This is a genomic window from Grimontia marina (genome assembly GCF_900060185.1).
GTDB classification, from domain to species: Bacteria; Pseudomonadota; Gammaproteobacteria; order Enterobacterales; family Vibrionaceae; genus Enterovibrio; species Enterovibrio marinus.
The window spans coordinates 44,717-64,379 of sequence record NZ_FIZY01000032.1; the positions used below are offsets into that span (position 1 = coordinate 44,717).

At 49.5% G+C, this 19,663-nt stretch carries 17 protein-coding genes, 1 tRNA gene and 1 pseudogene; 11 read left to right on the forward strand and 8 right to left on the reverse strand.

Annotated features, from left to right (window positions below; genetic code table 11):
- The first annotated feature begins 6 nt into the window (after window positions 1-6).
- Window positions 7-1,272, forward strand: coding sequence for an inorganic phosphate transporter (locus GMA8713_RS16080; RefSeq protein ID WP_002537644.1), 1,266 nt, complete (start codon window positions 7-9; stop codon window positions 1,270-1,272).
- Between the two features lie 159 nt (window positions 1,273-1,431).
- Window positions 1,432-2,046 (forward strand): TIGR04211 family SH3 domain-containing protein, encoded by a 615-nt coding sequence (locus GMA8713_RS16085; protein WP_062712158.1) that lies wholly within the window; start codon window positions 1,432-1,434, stop codon window positions 2,044-2,046.
- Window positions 2,047-2,119: 73 nt separating this feature from the next.
- On the opposite strand, the gene GMA8713_RS16090 is transcribed toward GMA8713_RS16085, so the two are convergent.
- A complete protein-coding gene (locus GMA8713_RS16090) occupies window positions 2,120-4,399 on the reverse strand; it encodes an AAA family ATPase (RefSeq protein ID WP_062712161.1) in 2,280 nt (759 codons plus the stop codon).
- Between the two features lie 205 nt (window positions 4,400-4,604).
- Between GMA8713_RS16090 and GMA8713_RS16095 the strand changes: the two genes are divergently transcribed.
- Window positions 4,605-5,843: a multifunctional CCA addition/repair protein gene (locus tag GMA8713_RS16095; RefSeq protein ID WP_062712163.1), complete on the forward strand. Its 1,239-nt coding sequence runs from the start codon at window positions 4,605-4,607 to the stop codon at window positions 5,841-5,843.
- A 124-nt stretch (window positions 5,844-5,967) separates the two neighbouring features.
- Here the strand turns inward: GMA8713_RS16095 and GMA8713_RS16100 are convergent, their stop codons facing one another.
- The 3 genes from GMA8713_RS16100 to folB are packed head-to-tail and all read right to left on the reverse strand — an operon-like array spanning window position 5,968 to window position 7,635.
- Complete coding sequence (locus tag GMA8713_RS16100) at window positions 5,968-6,771, reverse strand: undecaprenyl-diphosphate phosphatase (RefSeq protein ID WP_062712166.1); 804 nt, start codon at window positions 6,769-6,771, stop codon at window positions 5,968-5,970.
- Window positions 6,772-6,793: 22 nt separating this feature from the next.
- Window positions 6,794-7,279 (reverse strand): 2-amino-4-hydroxy-6-hydroxymethyldihydropteridine diphosphokinase, encoded by a 486-nt coding sequence (folK, locus tag GMA8713_RS16105; RefSeq protein ID WP_062712169.1) that lies wholly within the window; start codon window positions 7,277-7,279, stop codon window positions 6,794-6,796.
- A complete protein-coding gene (folB, locus tag GMA8713_RS16110) occupies window positions 7,276-7,635 on the reverse strand; it encodes a bifunctional dihydroneopterin aldolase/7,8-dihydroneopterin epimerase (protein WP_062712173.1) in 360 nt (119 codons plus the stop codon). The genes folK and folB overlap by 4 nt, the downstream gene beginning before the upstream one ends.
- Before the next feature lie 194 nt (window positions 7,636-7,829).
- Here folB and plsY point away from each other — a divergent pair, with 194 nt between their 5' ends.
- Window positions 7,830-8,462 (forward strand): glycerol-3-phosphate 1-O-acyltransferase PlsY, encoded by a 633-nt coding sequence (plsY, locus tag GMA8713_RS16115; RefSeq protein WP_062712176.1) that lies wholly within the window; start codon window positions 7,830-7,832, stop codon window positions 8,460-8,462.
- An 88-nt stretch (window positions 8,463-8,550) separates the two neighbouring features.
- Here plsY and tsaD read toward each other — a convergent pair whose 3' ends face one another.
- Window positions 8,551-9,570, reverse strand: coding sequence for a tRNA (adenosine(37)-N6)-threonylcarbamoyltransferase complex transferase subunit TsaD (tsaD, locus tag GMA8713_RS16120; RefSeq protein ID WP_062712179.1), 1,020 nt, complete (start codon window positions 9,568-9,570; stop codon window positions 8,551-8,553).
- A 208-nt stretch (window positions 9,571-9,778) separates the two neighbouring features.
- Between tsaD and rpsU the strand changes: the two genes are divergently transcribed.
- The 6 genes and pseudogenes from rpsU to GMA8713_RS16150 all read left to right on the forward strand — a co-directional run bounded on the left by rpsU (window position 9,779) and on the right by GMA8713_RS16150 (window position 15,643).
- Window positions 9,779-9,994, forward strand: a complete 216-nt coding sequence (gene rpsU / locus GMA8713_RS16125; RefSeq protein WP_002537656.1) for a 30S ribosomal protein S21 — start codon at window positions 9,779-9,781, stop codon at window positions 9,992-9,994.
- Window positions 9,995-10,018: 24 nt separating this feature from the next.
- Window positions 10,019-10,462, forward strand: a complete 444-nt coding sequence (locus tag GMA8713_RS16130; protein WP_002537657.1) for a GatB/YqeY domain-containing protein — start codon at window positions 10,019-10,021, stop codon at window positions 10,460-10,462.
- 123 nt (window positions 10,463-10,585) lie between these two features.
- The gene (dnaG, locus tag GMA8713_RS16135; protein WP_062712182.1) at window positions 10,586-12,340 is read left to right on the forward strand and encodes a DNA primase; all 1,755 of its coding nucleotides are present in this window, start codon (window positions 10,586-10,588) and stop codon (window positions 12,338-12,340) included.
- A gap of 81 nt (window positions 12,341-12,421) precedes the next feature.
- A pseudogene (gene rpoD, locus GMA8713_RS16140) lies at window positions 12,422-14,266 on the forward strand (RNA polymerase sigma factor RpoD); the annotation flags it as partial.
- Between the two features lie 152 nt (window positions 14,267-14,418).
- Window positions 14,419-14,494 (forward strand) — tRNA-Ile (locus GMA8713_RS16145).
- A 375-nt stretch (window positions 14,495-14,869) separates the two neighbouring features.
- Window positions 14,870-15,643 carry a hypothetical protein gene (locus GMA8713_RS16150; RefSeq protein WP_062712188.1) on the forward strand — a complete coding sequence of 258 codons (774 nt, stop codon included), beginning with the start codon at window positions 14,870-14,872 and terminating at the stop codon, window positions 15,641-15,643.
- A gap of 83 nt (window positions 15,644-15,726) precedes the next feature.
- Here GMA8713_RS16150 and GMA8713_RS16155 read toward each other — a convergent pair whose 3' ends face one another.
- The 3 genes from GMA8713_RS16155 to GMA8713_RS16165 all read right to left on the reverse strand — a co-directional run bounded on the left by GMA8713_RS16155 (window position 15,727) and on the right by GMA8713_RS16165 (window position 18,300).
- Window positions 15,727-15,954 (reverse strand): hypothetical protein, encoded by a 228-nt coding sequence (locus GMA8713_RS16155; RefSeq protein ID WP_062712191.1) that lies wholly within the window; start codon window positions 15,952-15,954, stop codon window positions 15,727-15,729.
- Window positions 15,955-16,089: 135 nt separating this feature from the next.
- Window positions 16,090-16,953, reverse strand: coding sequence for a phage integrase N-terminal domain-containing protein (locus tag GMA8713_RS16160; RefSeq protein WP_062712193.1), 864 nt, complete (start codon window positions 16,951-16,953; stop codon window positions 16,090-16,092).
- Between the two features lie 606 nt (window positions 16,954-17,559).
- Complete coding sequence (locus tag GMA8713_RS16165) at window positions 17,560-18,300, reverse strand: hypothetical protein (RefSeq protein ID WP_062712194.1); 741 nt, start codon at window positions 18,298-18,300, stop codon at window positions 17,560-17,562.
- A gap of 360 nt (window positions 18,301-18,660) precedes the next feature.
- Between GMA8713_RS16165 and GMA8713_RS16170 the strand changes: the two genes are divergently transcribed.
- The gene (locus GMA8713_RS16170; RefSeq protein ID WP_062712197.1) at window positions 18,661-18,915 is read left to right on the forward strand and encodes a hypothetical protein; all 255 of its coding nucleotides are present in this window, start codon (window positions 18,661-18,663) and stop codon (window positions 18,913-18,915) included.
- The last annotated feature ends 748 nt before the right edge of the window (window positions 18,916-19,663 follow it).

Consider the following 19,663-nt stretch of genomic DNA (forward strand, 5'->3'; position numbering starts at 1 on the left):
AATACAATGGAAATCCTAGCGAATTACGGCACCATTATTATTTTGGTGGCCGCAGTCTTTGGTTTCATGATGGCTATCGGTATCGGTGCAAACGACGTTGCCAACGCCATGGGAACGTCAGTGGGCTCTAAAGCACTGACCGTTAAACAAGCCATCATCATTGCGATGATATTTGAATTCGCCGGCGCTTATCTTGCTGGTGGCGAGGTGACAGACACCATCCGAAAAGGGGTGATTGAAACGTCGCTTTACGCCTCCCAACCTGAAGTGCTGGTTTACGGCATGATGTCAGCTCTGCTCGCGGCGGGCACCTGGCTGCTGGTTGCGTCCTACATGGGCTGGCCAGTTTCCACCACTCACTCCATTATTGGTGCCATCATTGGTTTCGCCTGTGTCTCTGTCGGCACCGAGGCTGTTGATTGGAGTTCCGTGCAAGGCATCGTAGGTAGCTGGCTTGTCACGCCTCTAATTTCCGGTGTGTTCGCCTATGCCATTTTTGTCAGCGCGCAGCGCCTGATCTTTGATACCGACAAACCTCTTATCAACGCCAAACGTTTCGTTCCGGTATACATGTTCCTGACCGCGATGATTATCGCCATGGTAACGATTAAGAAAGGTCTTAAGCACGTTGGTCTGCATCTTTCTACCGGCGAAGCAGTGATGGTATCTATAGCGGTTTCTTCTCTGATCATGATGTTCGGGTACGTCTACATCAGCCGTAAATACAAAGATGACACAGCAAGCGCAAATGGCTATCAAGGTGTTGAGCGCGTGTTCAGCCTGTTGATGGTCGTAACCGCCTGTGCGATGGCATTCGCACACGGTTCCAACGACGTAGCAAACGCGATTGGTCCACTGTCGGCTATCGTTTCTACCGTTGAACACATGGGCCAAATCACCGAGAAGAGCACAATTGCATGGTGGATTCTACCGCTGGGTGGTATCGGTATCGTGGTGGGTCTGGCAACACTGGGTCACAAGGTGATGGCGACCGTAGGTTCAGGTATTACTGAACTGACACCAAGCCGAGGCTTCGCTGCACAGCTGGCAACCGCATCAACGGTTGTTCTGGCATCTGGTACGGGCCTGCCTATCTCTACCACGCAAACGCTGGTCGGTGCGGTGTTAGGTGTTGGTTTTGCCCGTGGTATCGGTGCACTGAATCTGGGTGTCGTGCGTAATATCGTGGCGTCCTGGGTCGTCACCCTGCCAGCCGGTGCGCTGCTTGCGGTGATTTTCTTCTACGTCATGCAGGCTGCATTCGGCGTATAAGACAAACTAAGAAAGGCATTTCAGTCACGTTTTTGTGCAGTGATGTCAGTCTTCGGTCAAAAAAGGGAGGTAATGCCTCCCTTTTGTTGTACCTGAACCCCAAAATTTTTTAGTATTTGGCACAAACAGATACTCACGACCAAAACAAAGGAATACTCCGTGAAGCAACTTTTCTCTGCCCTGGCTGTACTTATGATGCTGGCGGTCCCTGCTGCACATGCGAAGGACAACTACATCTCAGATGAGCTTTTCACTTACATGCATTCTGGCCCGGGCACCCAGTTCCGCATTGTCGGCAGTGTAGACGCGGGTACCAAGGTAACAGTTGTGGACACTAACCGTAACGCTGGCTACACCCAAGTTATCGATGATCGTGGTCGTAAAGGCTGGGTTGAGACCAAGTATGTTTCTAACCAACCAGGCCTGAAAGTTCGTGTACCTGCATTGGAAGAAGAACTGAAGCAGGTAAAAGAAGCACTGTCGAGTGCACAAGGCGACGCGGAAGCAAAAACCAAAGGCCTGATTGAGTCGCTGGATCAGCGTAACTCACAGGTAAAAGAGCTTGAGCGACACACCAGCGAGCTGAATCAACAACTGATCGACGCGCAAACCGAAATCCGCGAACTGCGCGCACGTATCGACACTCAGAAAGATGATTTACTGATGCGCTACTTCGCTTATGGTGGCATGGTTGCCGGCGGTGGTCTGCTGTTTGGCCTAATCCTTCCGCACCTGATCCCACGCCGTAAAAAGCGTAATAACGGCTGGGCGTAAGAAATAAATAATCGAACGAAAACAAAAAAGCCGCGGAAGCGGCTTTTTTGTTTTCAGAATACAGAGCCTTGGGTTACCACGTGGTCAGCGCTGGAATGGCGATGAGCGCATCTTCAAACTGCACCACCACCTGCAGGGGTTCGATCCCTCTAAGCAACACACCATCTGCCACAAACTGCCCTTCACGGGCTTCTTTTCCGTTCACTTTCACCCAACGATTGTTCTCATTCGAAGTATAAATATGGGTCTGAAAATCCATTGTAGGTAAGCGGTTTAACTGCGCAGAATTCAACTCAGCAATCGGCACAACATTGCTTTCTGGCTGGGCGCGATCCAATTTCGCTTCTAGGGTTCGGCTTTTATCACTGCCCATAGCGGCTTCGACTTTCTGAGCCAACTCAGGGGAAAGCTCAGACAAGTCCAAATCTTCCAGCGTGAGCTCATCACTCCCTTTTAGCTGAGTCTGATTTGGCGCCGTAAAGGTTGTGCTACCAAGTTTTACCACTTCAGGTTCTGAAGGCTCAGCCTGAGCAATCTCTTCTTCCACAACGGGTTCAATGACAGGCTGCGGCAAAGGCGCAAGCGCAAGTTCAAACACCTCTGAGTCCGGCATCACCACTATCTCACCTTCTGAAAGCGCCAACTTCTCGCCCGGTGTAGCATCGATGCTGCCCACCAACGTTGGCCCCGGCATTTGCAACACAGAGTCCAGCACCATAAAGGTCATTGCCCCAGGAATACCATCTGCATCCAAGCCTTTGCTTCGCTGGAACTCACGCACTTTCACGCGCTGCTCCTGCCCAAAGGTGTTAGATACCGGCGAATTCTCGCCAAGCACCAGATTGAGCCGTTGATCCAACCACTGGACGCGCTCGCCACGCTGACCGAAACGGATAAAGTTAGGGTTACCCAATGGCGGACGCCAAAGCACCAATGCTTCGCCGTTCCAGTATTGGTTCAGAAATTCCTCGCTCACCAGCAGATGTTTGTCAGCAGCCAACAGTTCAAACTGACCATCGCCCCTGCCATAAAGTACCGCAAACCAGTTCTGGCCACCTGTGCCATTCATTTCCAGCACAGCGGGACGATCAATGGTCAGCAATTGAGATAACGGCAACTTGCCTTTGAAACAGGCAAGCTCGCCACGTACTTCCGATGAACAGCCCGCTGCCAGCACATCTGCATCAAAGCCCCAAAGCTTATAAAGGGACTGCATAGACGAACCTGCACTCAGACTCTCACGGGTCACCTCGCCAAGTGGCAAAGTGACAATGGTTTGAACCGGCTTAGTGATCTCTACTTCCACCACAGATGTCGGCTCAGTAACGACAACCACGGGCTCAGGATTTGCAGGTACGACGTCTACTGGTTGCGTCACCACCACAGGTGCAGGCGGTTCAGACGCCACCACCATGACTTCGTCCTCTCCACCGCTACCGAGCCCAACTCGAATAGCAATCGCCAGCAGTGCGGCACCACCTATCGCGCCTGCATACACTGGCCAGTAACGCTTGTAATCTGTCTGAGGCTTGCTTTGGGTCACGCCCTGCCATTCCAGTACATCCTGACAAGCGCGACCGGCAATCTCTTTGTTCACTTTCTGACGCGATTCTTTAAACGCCATCTTCAGCGCTTTATCACACACCAGATTCACCAGCCGCGGTACACCACCTGTCTCCTTGGCAATCAGCTTAATGGCGGCCCCATCAAACAAAGGCTCAAGCCCACCCGCACAGCTGATGCGGTGCGTGATGTATTGGTGAACTTCATCTGGTGTGAGAGGCATCAAGTGATAACGTGCGGTAATGCGCTGAGCAAGTTGACGAAGATTAGACTGGCGCAGCATTTGTTGAAGCTCTGGCTGACCAATAAGGATAACTTTTAACAACTTTCGGTAAGACGTTTCGATGTTGGTCAGAAGACGAAGCTGTTCCAACACATCTGGCATTAAATGCTGGGCCTCATCCACCAGCAACACAGTTTGGATGCCTTTGGATTCGTTGTTGAACAACTTATCAGCAATCGTGTCATACAGACGCTTGAAGCTGTCATCGTCTTTGTATTCCACGCCCAGCTCATCGCAAAGCGTTTGAAGCAGTTCGAGAACAGAAACACTCGGGTTCAGGATCGTTGCCACCTGTGTTTTCTCAGGTAAGCGATCCAACAAGGCTTTCATGGTGGTGGTTTTACCCGTGCCCACCTCGCCGGTTAAAAGCGCCAGACCGCCGCCGTCCTCAATGCCATTCAGGACATGACTCAGCGCTTCTTTGTGCCTTTCGCTTAAAAAGTAAAATTTAGGATTAGGCACGATCGCAAATGGCGATTCGGTTAACCGGAAAAAGTCTTGGTACATGAATATTTCTCTGTTCCCTCAATGGCTCGCAAGGTAACGCGGCCTAAAGATGAAGTAAAGTCAGCCAAAGCTTCAGACTATGTAATCAGGTACAGGTTCGCACCTTTTACACACATCCCTGTATTCTGCGCACGGTTCACGCCTGCATAGACGCATGGTTTCGGTATATGATGATCACATTATTACTTAGATTTCGGATAGTAATGTGAAAACCTACCTTGTCGGCGGTGCGGTACGCGACGAACTGCTCGGTCTGGAAGTCAAAGATCGGGACTGGGTCGTGGTCGGCGCAGATATTGATTCCATGCTAAACGCGGGTTACCAGCAAGTGGGCTCAGACTTCCCCGTTTTTCTGCACCCTAAAACCCACGAGGAACACGCACTGGCGCGGACAGAACGAAAATCTGGCAAAGGCTATACAGGCTTTGTCTGTGATTTCACGCCGGACGTCACGCTGGAAGAAGACTTACAGCGACGCGATCTGACCATCAATGCCATTGCCAAAGCCGAAGATGGATCTCTGATTGACCTTTACGGTGGTCAGCAAGATCTCAACGATCGCCTGCTTCGCCATGTTTCTCCAGCCTTTGTAGAAGACCCGCTACGTGTGCTGCGCGTTGCACGCTTTGCGGCGAGGTTCCATCATCTGGGGTTTCGCGTGGCAGATGAGACCCTTGCGCTGATGCAGGAAATCGTCGAAAGCGGCGAGCTTGAAGCCCTGACCGCCGAGCGTGTCTGGAAAGAGTGGGAGAAATCGCTCTCTTCCCAACACCCTGAAGTGTTTTTGAGCGTGCTTCGCGACTGCGGCGCATTAGCTGTCGTACTGCCTGAGATAGACGCCCTGTTCGGCGTTCCTCAGCCCGAACAGTGGCATCCGGAAATCGACACCGGTGTTCACACCCTGATGGTCGCCAGACAAGCCGCACTGTTGACGGAAGACCCAGTCATCCGCTTTGCTGCTCAAGTTCATGATTTGGGTAAAGGTCTGACACCCAAAGAAGAGTGGCCAAGCCACAAGCTACATACAAAGCTCGGTTTGAAACCGATCAAAGCCCTGTGTGAGCGCATCCGTGTGCCAAACGCCTACCGCGACGCCGCGCTTTTGGTCTGCGCCGAGCACACCAATGTGCACAACGCAGGCGAGCTAAAGGCCGCCACTTTCGTCAAGATATTCGACCGCAATGACTGCTGGCGTAAGCCCGAGAAAATTCCTCAGCTCGCCACGGCGAGCAAAGCCGATCACCAGGGCCGCACTGGCTTTGAAGAGCGTGATTATCCCCAGTCAGAATGGCTGACTGGCGCGTTTGATACCGCCAGTGCTGTCGAGGTTAAACCGATTGTTGCTGCGGGTTTTAAAGGCCCAGCAATTCGCGAAGAGCTGACTAGGCAGAGGGTTGAGGCAGTAAAGGGGTATCTCGAAGGACATAGGGTCCTAGGTTCCTAGAAGGCAATATCTCCAACTCCAGACGTAAAAAAGCGGCACTATATCAGTTGCCGCTTTTTCTATTGCTAGGATCTGCTCTTGCTGTTCCTAGGGCCTAGGATCTGTTTTCCTAGCCCTCAAGCTCTTATCGTGTAGCCAAAAACGCCATCAGGCCAAGACCCAGCGCCACACGGTAAATCACGAATGGCTTCATGCCCATCTTGGTCACGAGTTTCAAGAACCAGTGAATGCACGCATAAGCACTGATGAATGAAACCAGCACGCCAGTCAAAATAGGCGCCCACATGACTGGCACGTCACTTTTCATGAGGCCTAAGCCAAGGTAAGAACCCGCCAGCACAATGATTGGAATCGACATCAGGAAAGAAAAACGCGCCGCAGCTTCGCGGGTATAACCCAGATAAAGCGCCATGGTCATAGTTGCGCCAGAGCGGGATGTGCCCGGGATCATTGCCAACGCCTGTGCAATACCAATCCACAGTGCCATTTTGGACGTGGTTTTGTATTCATCAAACTCACACTTGGCTTTCACGTCCACCCACCAAAGCAGCAGACCGAAAACAATACAGGTCACTGCAATCACCCACGCCGAACGCAAGTACATTTCGATGATGTCTTTCATGAACAGGCCGAAAATACAGGCAGGAATCGTTGCCAGTGCAATCATCCATGCCAGTGTAGCATCAGAAGAACGCTCGCCTTTGAAGATAGAGCGGAAGAATGCACCCAGCAACTGCGTTACTTCTTTTCGGAAGTAGCCCACAACAGCAAGTAAAGTCCCCACGTGAACAGCGACATCAAAGGCTAAGCCCTGATCTTGCCAACCTAGAATTTCTGAAGGAAGAATAAGATGTGCAGAGCTTGAAACGGGAAGAAACTCCGTCAGACCCTGAATTAAAGCCAGCGCAAAGGCTTCAAACATGCTCATAGTTTTAAGTCACTTATAATTATTAAAAGGAGTAGTCGGCTACCGGCCAAAGAGGTTGTTGCTCAGAGAATGCCTCCCACGCTTCTTTATAGGTTTTGTCATCACCCGGAATCAATTGGTCAGGACAAAGCTCTGCCAAAGGCCACAGGGTAAAGGCAAATTTATACACATCATTGCGCGGTAATCTCGGGCCTTCCGGCTGCGACAGCTCACCGTAAGTCAGCAAATCGATGTCCAGCGTGCGATCGCGAAACTTGATAGCATTACGTTCGCGACCCCAGCGAGATTCAATCTCACGCAGCGCAGCCATAATGCCTTCGAGGCTTAATTCAGTGTGAAGTTCAACGACAAGGTTATAAAAATTAGGACCTTCAAAGCCAACGGGGACAGCTTCAAAAATGCGGGAACAACGACATTGGGGATCGAGCTCCCTAAGCGCAGTAATACCTTCAGAGATATGATGCTCGCGTTCAATGTTCGAGCCAACGCTCACCAAAACCTGAGTCACTTAGCGCCTCGCTCAATAACCACACCCACGGTGCGGGCCTGAGGAACAGCACCGGGTTTGCTCACTTTCACGCGAACCCAAGGCACAGAGAACTGAGATTGGATCAGTGCCGCAATTTCTTCCGCAACACGCTCCACCAACAAGAAACGGCCATTTTCGACCAAATCGATGATAACGCCACTGACCGAGGCATAGTCCAGTGCGTAAGTGACATCATCGCTGTCCGCCGCAGGCTTGTTGTCGTGCGCCATTTCAATATCAAACACCAGCTTCTGTTTGATTTGTTGTTCCCAGTCGTAGACACCGATAGTCGTCACGACTTCAAGCTGCTCAATAAATACTAAGTCCATGTTCACTCAAAAATATCAGAGGTCGGATACCCATTATGCGCAAAAGCACGTAACATCGGCTCAACCGGCGCGATGGCCAAAACAGTCAGGGCGCGCATTATATCTACACAATATCCTCAAAAAAATGGATACTTTGTGTCTGGTGCGCGAACTATATCAAGTTCTCGCCGCCCTAGCGAATGTTCAACGTGGATGACTGAATGACTGCTTTTGGCCTATTGATGATTGTACTTGCATACTTACTGGGTTCCATATCCAGCGCAGTATTGATCTGTCGTCTCTATGGCCTGCCAGACCCACGTGAACAAGGTTCAGGTAATCCAGGTGCCACCAATGTATTCCGTTTAGGTGGCCGGCTTGCTGCGGCGCTTGTGCTGCTATGCGACATGCTTAAAGGCACCATTCCTGTCTGGGCGAGCTACCTGTTGGGCGTCAACCCTTTCATGCTCGGCCTGATTGGTATCGCGGCCTGCCTTGGCCATATTTACCCCATTTTCTTTCATTTTCGTGGCGGTAAAGGGGTCGCAACTGCACTTGGTGCCATTGCACCTATAGGCTTAGACCTCACCGGCATGATGTTAGGGACATGGATAGCTGCCGTTTTAGTCACGGGCTATTCTTCTGTCGGTGCTCTACTAACCTCTTTATTTGCTCCACTGTTTACTTGGATGGTCAAACCCCAGTTCACCATGCCTGTCGCCATGCTCTCCTGTCTTATCATTTTCCGTCATCAGGAAAACATTAAACGTCTCATCCGTGGCGAAGAGCAGAAGATCTGGAACAAAAAGAAGAAGCTGACAGAGAGCGAAGAGCAGGAAGGGAAAGAGATTTGAGGTCTCAGGGGCCTCGCATAGACAAATAAAAAAGCGGCACTGAAATTCAGTTGCCGCTTTTTCTGTTCTAGAGGTCTGCTTTTCGCTTTTACGCCTCAATCGGCTTAAGCGTATCAATCGGCCAGCGTGGGAAAGCTTTCACACCCAAATCATTGTGCTCGCCGTTTTTCAGGCGCTGCATGCCAGCGTAAGCAATCATGGCACCGTTGTCGGTACAGAACTCAGTACGTGGGTAGTAAACTTCTCCGCCGATATTGCTCGCCAGATCTTCCAGCTTGGCACGCAGATGACGGTTAGCACTTACGCCGCCAGCAATCACCACACGCTTCATGCCGCACTGCTTCAGTGCTCGCTTACACTTGATCACCAAGGTATCAACGACGGCATCTTCAAACGCACGGGCGATATCAGCACGGGTTTGGTCGTCATTGTCGTTCGCGGCAATGGTATTGGCGGTGAAGGTTTTCAGGCCAGAGAAGCTCATATCCAAGCCCGGTACATTGGTCATTGGACGTGGGAACGTAAAGCGGCTGCTGTCGCCCTTTTCTGCCAGTTTAGAAAGCAGAGGGCCGCCTGGGTAATCCAGGTTCATCAGCTTCGCGGTTTTGTCGAACGCTTCACCGGCAGCATCATCAATCGATTCACCAAGGATCTGGTATTCACCGATACCTTTTACTTCAACGATCATCGAGTGACCGCCAGAGACCAGCAGCGCAATAAACGGGAACGGAGGAGGGTTATCTTCCAGCATCGGCGCCAGCAAGTGACCTTCCATATGATGAACCGCCACCGCAGGAATGTCCCACGCGTAAGCCAAGCTTCGGCCAATCGTCGCGCCGACCAAAAGCGCCCCAACCAGACCCGGGCCTGCCGTGTAAGCCACGCCATCCAAGTCTTTCGGCGTCAGGCCCGCTTCTTTCAGCGCAGCTTTAACCAGCGGAATCGTCTTCTTAACGTGATCGCGAGAAGCCAGTTCAGGCACCACACCACCGTAATCAGCGTGCAGTTTTACCTGGCTGTATAAATGGTGCGCTAACAGACCTTTTTCATCATCATAAATAGCCACGCCGGTCTCATCGCACGACGTCTCGATGCCCAGAATTCGCATAACACCTCAGCTCACTTGGATCACAGATCGATCCGCTTTCGATCTGCTGGTTTCTAAATCAGGCGGCAATCTTACATGGGCGGCATCAAATTCACCAGTTATGCTTTACAAGCACCCTAGTATCGGATTAGAATTCCGCACCATTTTTAATCAAAGCTGGTCAATCTGTCTCCAGCGATAACTGACTAACCCCTGAGGTGAAAGGCACATGCCAGTAGTTAAAGTACGTGAAAACGAACCATTCGACGTAGCACTGCGTCGCTTCAAGCGCTCTTGTGAAAAAGCAGGTATCCTTTCTGAAGTTCGCCGTCGTGAGCACTTCGAAAAGCCGACTACCGTTCGCAAACGCGCTAAAGCAGCTGCAGTTAAACGCCACCTGAAAAAGCTGGCTCGCGAAAACGCACGTCGCGTTCGCCTGTACTAATTACGATTAATACAGGATTGCGAGATGGAATTGATTGAACGTCTGAAAGACGAACAAAAAACGGCGATGAAAGCCAAAGACAAACCTCGTCTTGGCACTATCCGTTTGATCATGGCTGCCATTAAACAGCAAGAAGTTGACGGTCAGAAAACTCTGAACGAAGACGAAGTGCTGGCAGTGATGACCAAAATGGTTAAGCAGCGTCGTGATTCTGTTTCGCAATATCAGTCAGCAGGCCGTGATGACCTGGCTGATGTGGAACTGGCAGAAATTTCCGTTCTGGAAGAGTTCATGCCAAAGCCACTCAGCGACGAAGAAGTTGATGCTCTGGTGAAAGAAGCCATCGCAACTTCTGGAGCAGGCTCCATGCAAGACATGGGTAAAGTCATGGCCGTTCTGAAACCTCTGGTTCAGGGCCGAGCTGACATGGGTAAAATCAGCCAATTGGTTAAAGCTAATCTGGCCTAACTTTTATCCGACCTGCAAACAAGCCGTGCTATCCATTTTTGGAGTGCGCGGCTTGTTCGTATTCGCTCAGTAGCAAATACTGAGAGTACCCTCTTCTCTTATTCACCGAACGCATAAAGGTTTATGGCAGGAAAGATCCCACGCTCATTCATTGATGATCTGCTAGCACGACTCGATATTGTCGAGCTAATAGACGCGCGGGTGAAACTTAAAAAGCAAGGCAAAAACTACGGTGCTTGCTGTCCTTTCCATAACGAAAAAACCCCGTCTTTCTCCGTCAGCCAAGAGAAACAGTTCTATCATTGTTTTGGTTGTGGTGCGCACGGCAACGCCATCGACTTCGTCATGGAGTTCGATCGCCTTGAATTTGTCGAAGCCATCGAAGAATTAGCATCCTCACTTGGTCTGGATGTACCAAGAGAGCAATCCGGCGGTGGTGCCCCGAAAGGGCCTTATGCACGCAGCGATCAGAAACGCGACCTTTACCAGATGATGGGCCAAATCGCCCAGTTTTATCAGGGTGGGCTGCGTAATGAAGCGGGTAAGATAGCGATTGATTACCTCAAAGGCCGTGGCCTTTCCGGTGAAATAGTGCAGAAGTTTGGGATTGGCTACGTCGCTGACGAATGGGATCAGGTGCGTTCACGCTTTGGCCGTGACAACACCAGCCAGCAGGCACTGGTATCAACCGGCATGCTGATAGAAAACGACAACGGACGCCGTTACGACCGCTTCCGTGGCCGCGTGATGTTCCCTATTCGTGACCGTCGTGGACGTGTTATCGGTTTTGGTGGCCGCGTCATTGGCGATGGTACACCGAAATACCTCAACTCACCGGAAACACCGATATTCCACAAAGGACGTGAGTTGTATGGCCTGTACGAAGTGTTGCAGGCACACCGCGAGCCCAAGCAATTGCTCGTTGTTGAAGGTTATATGGACGTTGTCGCGCTGGGGCAGTTTGGCATTGATTACGCCGTTGCATCACTGGGCACCGCCACTACCGCAGAACATATGCAAACCATGTTCCGCCAAACCTCCAACGTGATTTGCTGCTACGACGGTGACCGAGCGGGACGTGACGCCGCATGGCGCGCAATGGAGCAGGCACTTCCACATTTGGTAGATGGACGCCAGCTCAAATTCATGTTCCTGCCAGATGGTGAAGATCCAGATTCCATGGTTCGACAGGAAGGTAAAGAAGGCTTTGAGCAGCGTCTCGCAGGCGCAATGTCATTATCCGAATTCCTATTTAACACCCTCATGGAACAGGTCGACACCAGCAGTCAGGAAGGCAAAGCCAAGCTCACCACCTTGGCCGTACCACTGATTGATAAAGTGCCGGGTGGCACACTTCGTCTCTACCTACGTAACATTTTGGGCCAGAAGCTAGGTCTACCTGATGAGCAACAACTTGAAAAGCTCATCAGACGACAAGGACAGACGCAAACGCGCAAGCCCTTGCCGGAAATGAAACGCACGCCGATGCGCGAAGTTATAACCCTGTTATTGCAGAATCCAGGGTTTGTAGAAAACGTACCGCCACTGGATGGGGTGGAAGAGCTCGGCATGCCCGGCTTAAATTTATTCACCACCATGCTTGAACTTTGCAGAAACCGTCCCAATATTACGACAGGACAGCTGCTCGAACATTGGCGCGGCACAGAACAAGAGGCATTGTTGGCCAAATTGGCAAGTTGGGAACTACCTATCAACGAAAACAATGTATTAGACGTTTTTTTAGACTCACTGGATAAAATTCTAGACCAGTGTGTCAAACAACAAATAGACAAGTTTCAAGCTAAAGATCGAAGCGTCGGCTTATCAGCCGAAGAGAGACGGGAATTATGGCTATTATTACAAAGCCGACCCGACTAGAAACTAGCCAGCATACTTGTATTTTGCTAAAATTGGCAGTTTGCGTTTCCGCATACTAAATTCTTCACTCAGACCCGAAGTTGGATATCGTCTATGGATCAAAATCCGCAGTCACAGCTAAAGTTGCTTGTCGCAAAAGGTAAGGAACAAGGCTATCTAACCTATGCAGAAGTAAATGACCACCTACCGGAAGACATTGTTGATTCTGATCAGATAGAAGACATCATTCAGATGATCAACGACATGGGTATTCAGGTGGTGGAAACAGCGCCAGATGCCGATGAGCTGATGATGTCTGAAACTGTCGCGGACGAAGATGCCGTCGAAGCAGCAGCAGCAGCACTTTCTAGCGTTGAATCTGAAATAGGTCGTACAACTGACCCAGTACGCATGTACATGCGTGAAATGGGTACAGTAGAACTGCTTACCCGCGAAGGCGAAATCGACATCGCCAAACGCATCGAAGATGGTATTAACCAAGTACAGGTATCGGTTGCCGAATACCCTGGCTCCATCTCATCACTGCTCGATCAGTTTGACAAAGTAGAAGCAGAAGAGCTTCGCCTGACAGACATCATTTCTGGCTTCGTAGACCCGAACCAGGAAGACATCGCACCTACCGCCACCCACATCGGTTCAGAGCTCACCGAAGAGCAACTGGAAGATGAGGATGATGACGGCGACGACGATGATGATGACGAAGAAGAAGATACCGGCATCGACCCGGAGCTAGCGCGCGAAAAGTTTAACGACTTGCGTGTGGCTTACGAAGGCATGCAACTGTCAATCGAGAAAAACGGCCGCTTCCACGAAGACACCGCTGGCGCCATCGCCGAGCTGTCAGAAGTGTTCAAGCAGTTCCGTCTAGTACCAAAACAATTCGACCGCCTGGTCAACGAAATGCGCGACACGATGGATCGCGTACGCACACAAGAACGCATCGTAATGCGCCTTTGCGTAGACCAAGCGAAAATGCCGAAGAAAGCCTTTGTACAACTGTTCAGCGGCAACGAATCGTCAGACAGCTGGCTAGATGAAGCACTGGCTTCAGAAAAGCCATACGTCGATCGCCTGAAGCAGTACGAAGAAGATCTTCGCCGCTGCGTACAGAAACTGAAAATCGTTGAAGACGAAACTGGCCTTTCTGTAGAGCGCGTTAAAGACATCAGTCGTCGCATGTCAATCGGTGAAGCGAAAGCTCGCCGTGCGAAGAAAGAAATGGTTGAAGCGAACTTGCGTCTGGTTATTTCTATCGCTAAGAAATACACCAACCGTGGCCTGCAATTCCTGGATCTGATTCAGGAAGGTAACATCGGCCTGATGAAAGCGGTAGACAAGTTCGAATACCGTCGTGGTTACAAGTTCTCGACTTACGCAACATGGTGGATCCGTCAGGCAATCACCCGTTCAATCGCAGATCAGGCACGTACTATCCGTATCCCTGTTCACATGATTGAAACTATCAACAAACTGAACCGTATCTCACGTCAGATGCTTCAGGAGATGGGTCGTGAGCCACTGCCAGAAGAACTGGCAGAGCGCATGCAAATGCCAGAAGACAAGATCCGCAAAGTGCTGAAGATCGCCAAAGAGCCAATCTCCATGGAAACCCCAATCGGTGACGATGAAGATTCACATCTGGGCGACTTTATCGAGGATACCACCCTCGAGCTGCCAATGGATTCCGCAACCATGAACAACCTCAAAATGGCAACCAGCGAAGTATTGGCTGGCTTGACACCACGTGAGGCAAAAGTTCTGCGTATGCGTTTCGGTATCGACATGAATACCGACCACACGCTGGAAGAAGTGGGCAAACAGTTTGACGTAACGCGTGAGCGTATCCGTCAGATTGAAGCGAAAGCACTGCGTAAACTGCGCCACCCAAGCCGCTCAGAAGTTCTGCGCAGCTTCCTGGACGAATAATCCAAGCGTATTTGAAGCAATATTGGAAAGGCGAGCACTGCTCGCCTTTTTCATTTCTGCGATTTGAACTAAGTGGCTAAAAAGCATACTGAATAGGGTGTGGTTACGTCTAGACACCCCTGCTTCCACCCCTTATAATCAACTCCCTACACGGCCCCTTAGCTCAGTGGTTAGAGCAGTCGACTCATAATCGATTGGTCCGCAGTTCAAATCTGCGAGGGGCCACCATATACAGAAAGGCCTGAGAGGTTAGTAACCACTCAGGCCTTTTGCTTTTTTTGCACTTTAAGGTGTAGTAGTGGGTGCAGTAAAGAGTTGGTACTAAACCTCCCACTCTTTGAGTTAAATACCCCTCACCCACTTTCGAACAGATCTTTGCCCCAATGTAATCTGATACCTACTTTTAACAACCACCATTGCAGCAAAACCGCAGCAACAATCTAAGCAATATTCAAATACTCAATAGAGCAATAAAGTGGGTTAAAAGAATGGTGGGAGCAACCAAAGTAGTAATCCCCCCAAAAAAACTATGCAACAAAAATCACATACTGTATGTTAGTACAGTATGTGTATGCACTCAGTATAAAAATGGAGTTTCACAGTATGGCGGCAAGTACACCATTAAAATATCTCATCGCGGTATTATTCGTAGTTCTATCTCTCTGCGGTACCGCTTTAGTTTACGTCAACGACCAATACAATGATTTACTCGCTAAACAAGACTTTATCAACAAAGAGCGAGACAAATTACATGAGTTGCAAATTGACTTTGAAAAGCAGAATGCTGACTCAAAAGTCGCATTTACTCAGAAAAAACAGGAACTCGAAAAACTACAACAACACCTAAAACTAGAACGTGAAAAACTTGAATCTGAAAAAAAAGCATATGAGTCTGATATAAAGCAAACACTTCAAGAAAGCCTTGCGGTCAAAGAGTTGCAGCTAAGAGCGCAACAAGCGGCTAACGACGAAAAGACCATAAAACTCGAGGAAGCTTTAGCTGAGGTTCAAGATAAAAAATCCGAATTAAAAAGAGAAATAGACTCGTACAATGAAAAAGCCCTAGCTTTTCAGAGCTTATATGCAGAGTATTCGGCTGTAGCAATTGAAGCGAAAGCGCAAGCAGTTGCAGAACAGGAAATTTTCGTCCAAATGAGAGAGTTTTCTAAGCTAGGAGTGAACCTTAGACATCAAGATTGGTGCGATAAGGATTACACCAGACGTTACTACCAAGCAGAAGGTATAGTGGCTCAGATAAATTCAATAGCTAGAGCCAACGGTTTATCCAATAAATATTCGTCGTTTGTGCTTCAAAACACTAGAAGAATATATAACAGCAGCGATGGTGTTTGCCAAAGCGAAAAATCTCAGGGGTAGCTCGTTGCTACCCCTAGCGACGTGATGGCTAGTTCGCAGTGCGAACGGAAAGGCTGCTCAGTAGGTGTTCGCACTGCGAACATCTACTGAGCAGTCGCTTTTTGCTGCGATGTTGCATCTATCCCCACTAAACGAGCCTGTAACTCGTTGCCATACTGTTCGAACGTCAGGTTGTCGACATACACCATAAAGTAAGCGAGAGTTGCTGCGACATCTCTACTGTTTCTATGAGCGGCAATCTCGGGTTCGCCCAGGATTGCCTCACTGGCATCTTGATATAGCTCGCTTAGAACAACATCAATCTGCTTCATTCGTCACCTCACCCGGGTTGAGATCTAGTGTCTCTCCCCCACTTTTATGATAAAAAAACAACGGGTAAGCAAGCCCGATGTTTCCGATATAACTTGATGCGATGACTCCATTAGCCAGAGTATCGCAGTCAAAACTCACCGTCCCAAGTAGACGGCAGTTACATCCTCTCTGGAATGGCCTAACTCTTCTGAGATGATTAGGCGGGACTCCCTATCCGTAAGCTTCTCTTCTCGAGTAAGCTCTTTTGAGCTCTTCCCTCCCGCAGCAGGAGCGCACCATCCTGTCAGCTCAAGGTATCGCTGTTGTGCATATGCGTGCCGAAGCCCATGACTTCTATCCAAGCCAATCTCGATGCAAGCTTTCTCGAAGCGTCTCAACTGCTGCACGTACTTGAGCTCAGGGGGGATCAATGAACCGGCTCCTACCAAGCTTTTCACTTCATCGATCAGACTTCGTTGTTCTTCAGTTCGGATTGGAATGTCACGAGGCCTAGCCCCCTTGGTTTTCACTATATGGAGGTGCGTTCCTCTATCGGCATCCCTTAAGATGATTTTCATCGCTTCTTCCCGCCTGAGACCAAAGGCTTTCTGCATGCGAAGGGCCGCTTCTAAATGTGGGTCCCCAATTGCTTTCAACTGTGTTTCCGACAAGTGTCTGGCTTTACTCTTGTTCGTCACATACTGACGTTTCGCGATACCAAGACTCGTATTGCTGGCAGGCACTAGGCCAGACTTACCTATCTTCTCTGCCAGCCAGCGTATGTGGGACATACGATTTTTGATGGTGCCAGCTGCCTTTCCACTCTCATTCCAGTGCTTCAAAAGCTTGTCGATATGCTTTCTTTTCAGATTTCTGAGTTCCAGCTTCTTCACTCCAAGCTCCCTGAGCTCTTTGTCTATAAGCTGGATGACCTTCTTACGTTCAGCTTGTGTTGCATGTGAACCGTCGCGGTTTCTTCGCAAGACCTGATTGGCCTGGCACATGAAATTGGTCGCCATGAGACCGTCTCCTTGTGAATTGATGAACAAAAAAAGCCAACGCAGGGCTGGCTTTGTCATGGCTGTTTTCGTTCGCAGTTCGTAAGGTGCAGCAGTCGTGGTACGTCGTATGATAGATAAGTGTTATTGCCCCCACTTTCTTTAAAAGTGCCTCTCGAACAAGCAAGAGATATTGGGACGATGACTACTGCGCGGATAAGAATTTCCGAACAATTGAACAGCCGTGAGCCGTGAACAATTGCCAACATCCAGATGCCCGTAGGGCTTGAGGAGTCGAATGCGCTGGTTGTTTGTGGGTTCTCAGTTCGAAGTAGTCTGTGCAGCAATAGCCGCGAGGTGTTACATGTCTAATTGTTGTCTATGCATTTGAAATCATCAAGGGAGTGTGGCGCAGGGAGCGCCATGCCTTCGGCGTCATTCGCTGAGCATTCAATCTTCTTGTGCTGTAGCCCAGTAAAATTGCGGAGTAGAGGTCCTGTCACTCTTTTTTGTCAGAGTGACAGGACCTGCAGAGTTTTGGTAAGGACGTTCGCAGTGCGAACTTTTTCAGTCACCTAAAGACAAAGGGCCCACAACTGTGAGCCCTTACACTTCGGCGATCTACTCTCATTCGTAGCAGTGACACCACATCCATTTTTCACAGTTCCTCTCGCCATAAAGTGCGTAGGTCGTACCGTCATTTTCCAAAACACTGAGAACGAACTCAGGGCAAAAGCCGTCCTCCTCATGACGAATCACTTCTACTTTCTGCAGTTCGGCACTCCCACGCTTGCAGACATAGTAGCAACCTGGCTCACGAGGAAGATCAAGCAGCCAAGCGGAGTATGGCACTTCAAGGTCTTCCTGCTCATCTAACTCTGATATGTACTTATCAACAATGCGCCAAACCTTAGCAGATGGTTTTTTGGGCATGCGGCAAGACTTGAACGGGCTATACATGAAAAGCGGGTGTGCTATAAAGCCAAAGCGATTGAAGAGCATTTCCAATCGCTCCCGAGTATCTTGCTCGGAGATGTACTCTACCCACGAATAGGTATCTGGTTTACCTGCATCATACAATGCAAAGTTAACATCCCTGAAAGCCTTTACCGCTAAGTTATCTCTTGCCCACTTGATAGCAGTAGCTCTGGACTTGAACGATTCTTGCCATTTTCCGCAGTCAAGGATCCACTTTCCTTCACGCTTTCCGAGGGCACAAATGGCATTCTCATGGTTAGGAGCAAAGCTCGCATCCATGTCTTCCTGGTGGTAGCCAAACAACAGCTGTTCAAACATCATGTCACCGAAGTTGCTCTGGATGTTTTCCCAACAGTACATTGGCACGCGCACATGCATTTCTGGATTCATAGTAATTCCCTCATACAGTAAGGCTATAAGCCTTCTTGTACCGCCCAACATAGGTCTAGCGGTGGTGAACGTGACCGAGTGATGCCAGTCACATGATCAATACTGAAGGAGAATTCAAGGCAGCGGCCTTTTGCGCAGCATTTGGCTCAATTAACATGTTCACAACCCCTGCACCCCGCGTTCTTCCGTGGTCACCTCATCAAAAAATGCTCTAAATGTTCGCACTGCGAACTTTAGGTCGGAATTCTGGGGAGCCAAGGACAAGTTTCCGAGACACGACACGCAGGAAGTTCGTTACGGTTTGCCAAAAGAGATCTGGCAATCTATTGATGGGCTTTGCGATTGAGTTTAAGGAAATGTATGAAGAGTAACATCGAGCTTTGTGACAAGATACTAAAGGTATCAATACCTTGGATTACTGGTATCTATGTACTGGCAGTACTCTTCTTCAGAGGTTTTGAAGACACTAAGGCTTGGGGAGCCATTGCTGCAATGCTAGTGGTGGCTTCGATAGCCATGGGTGTAAAATCTTCCAGTGAACCTATGGTCAAATGGGCAGCGATTTTCGGGATTTTGGGAACGGCTATAGGGGGTTTTATCGCTATAACCCCCTAACCTCACTCATGAACATCAACACTCAGTGATGCAAAGGCTTCTCATCAGTCGATGTAAACATAATAGACACCAAGCCTCATCTTCCCACCTTTGAGCTTGCCTTGCTTAATCCACTTAACCACCAAACTCTCCTGCAACCCTAAGCCAGGATAGAACTCTTGTACAAACTGGTACGGTGTTAAACGTCTCGCTATCATCTCATGCTCTCTCTTTTTCTGCCCGCACCCCCAGAGTGCGACGCTATGAGATGCAGTATCCGCGATTGAGAACTGGTGAGTTCTTTTGAGCAGCAGTTGCGTTTAATTAGCACTTTTGCAACACCGTATCCCCCATTCCACCGTAGTTACGCCATCTAACAAAGCTCTAAAAGTTCGCAGTGCGAACTGTTTGTCCCGTGTGGTGACATAGCCTAGCTACCGAAACCTACCTCACTTACCCCACTTTTATGTCAAAGTCTGTGTCATCGGCAAATCATGTACTGATGAATAATCTATGCTCTGAGGACACTCAAAGAGAGGTAGTCGCCATGGATTGGATGATTGGGAAACACTACAAACTGTGCGATGCAGACTGGAATGTGAGATTTGAAGGTGAGATCACTAACGTCTCGGAGCTTGCTATGTAAGCGATTAATGAACTGGTGAAGCCTTATTCCACATCGCTCAGATCAACATTCCATGGCATCAGATCCGACATATCATCGGCGAGTGAACGCGTCGGCAACTCCGTGAACAGGTGCCGGAAGTAA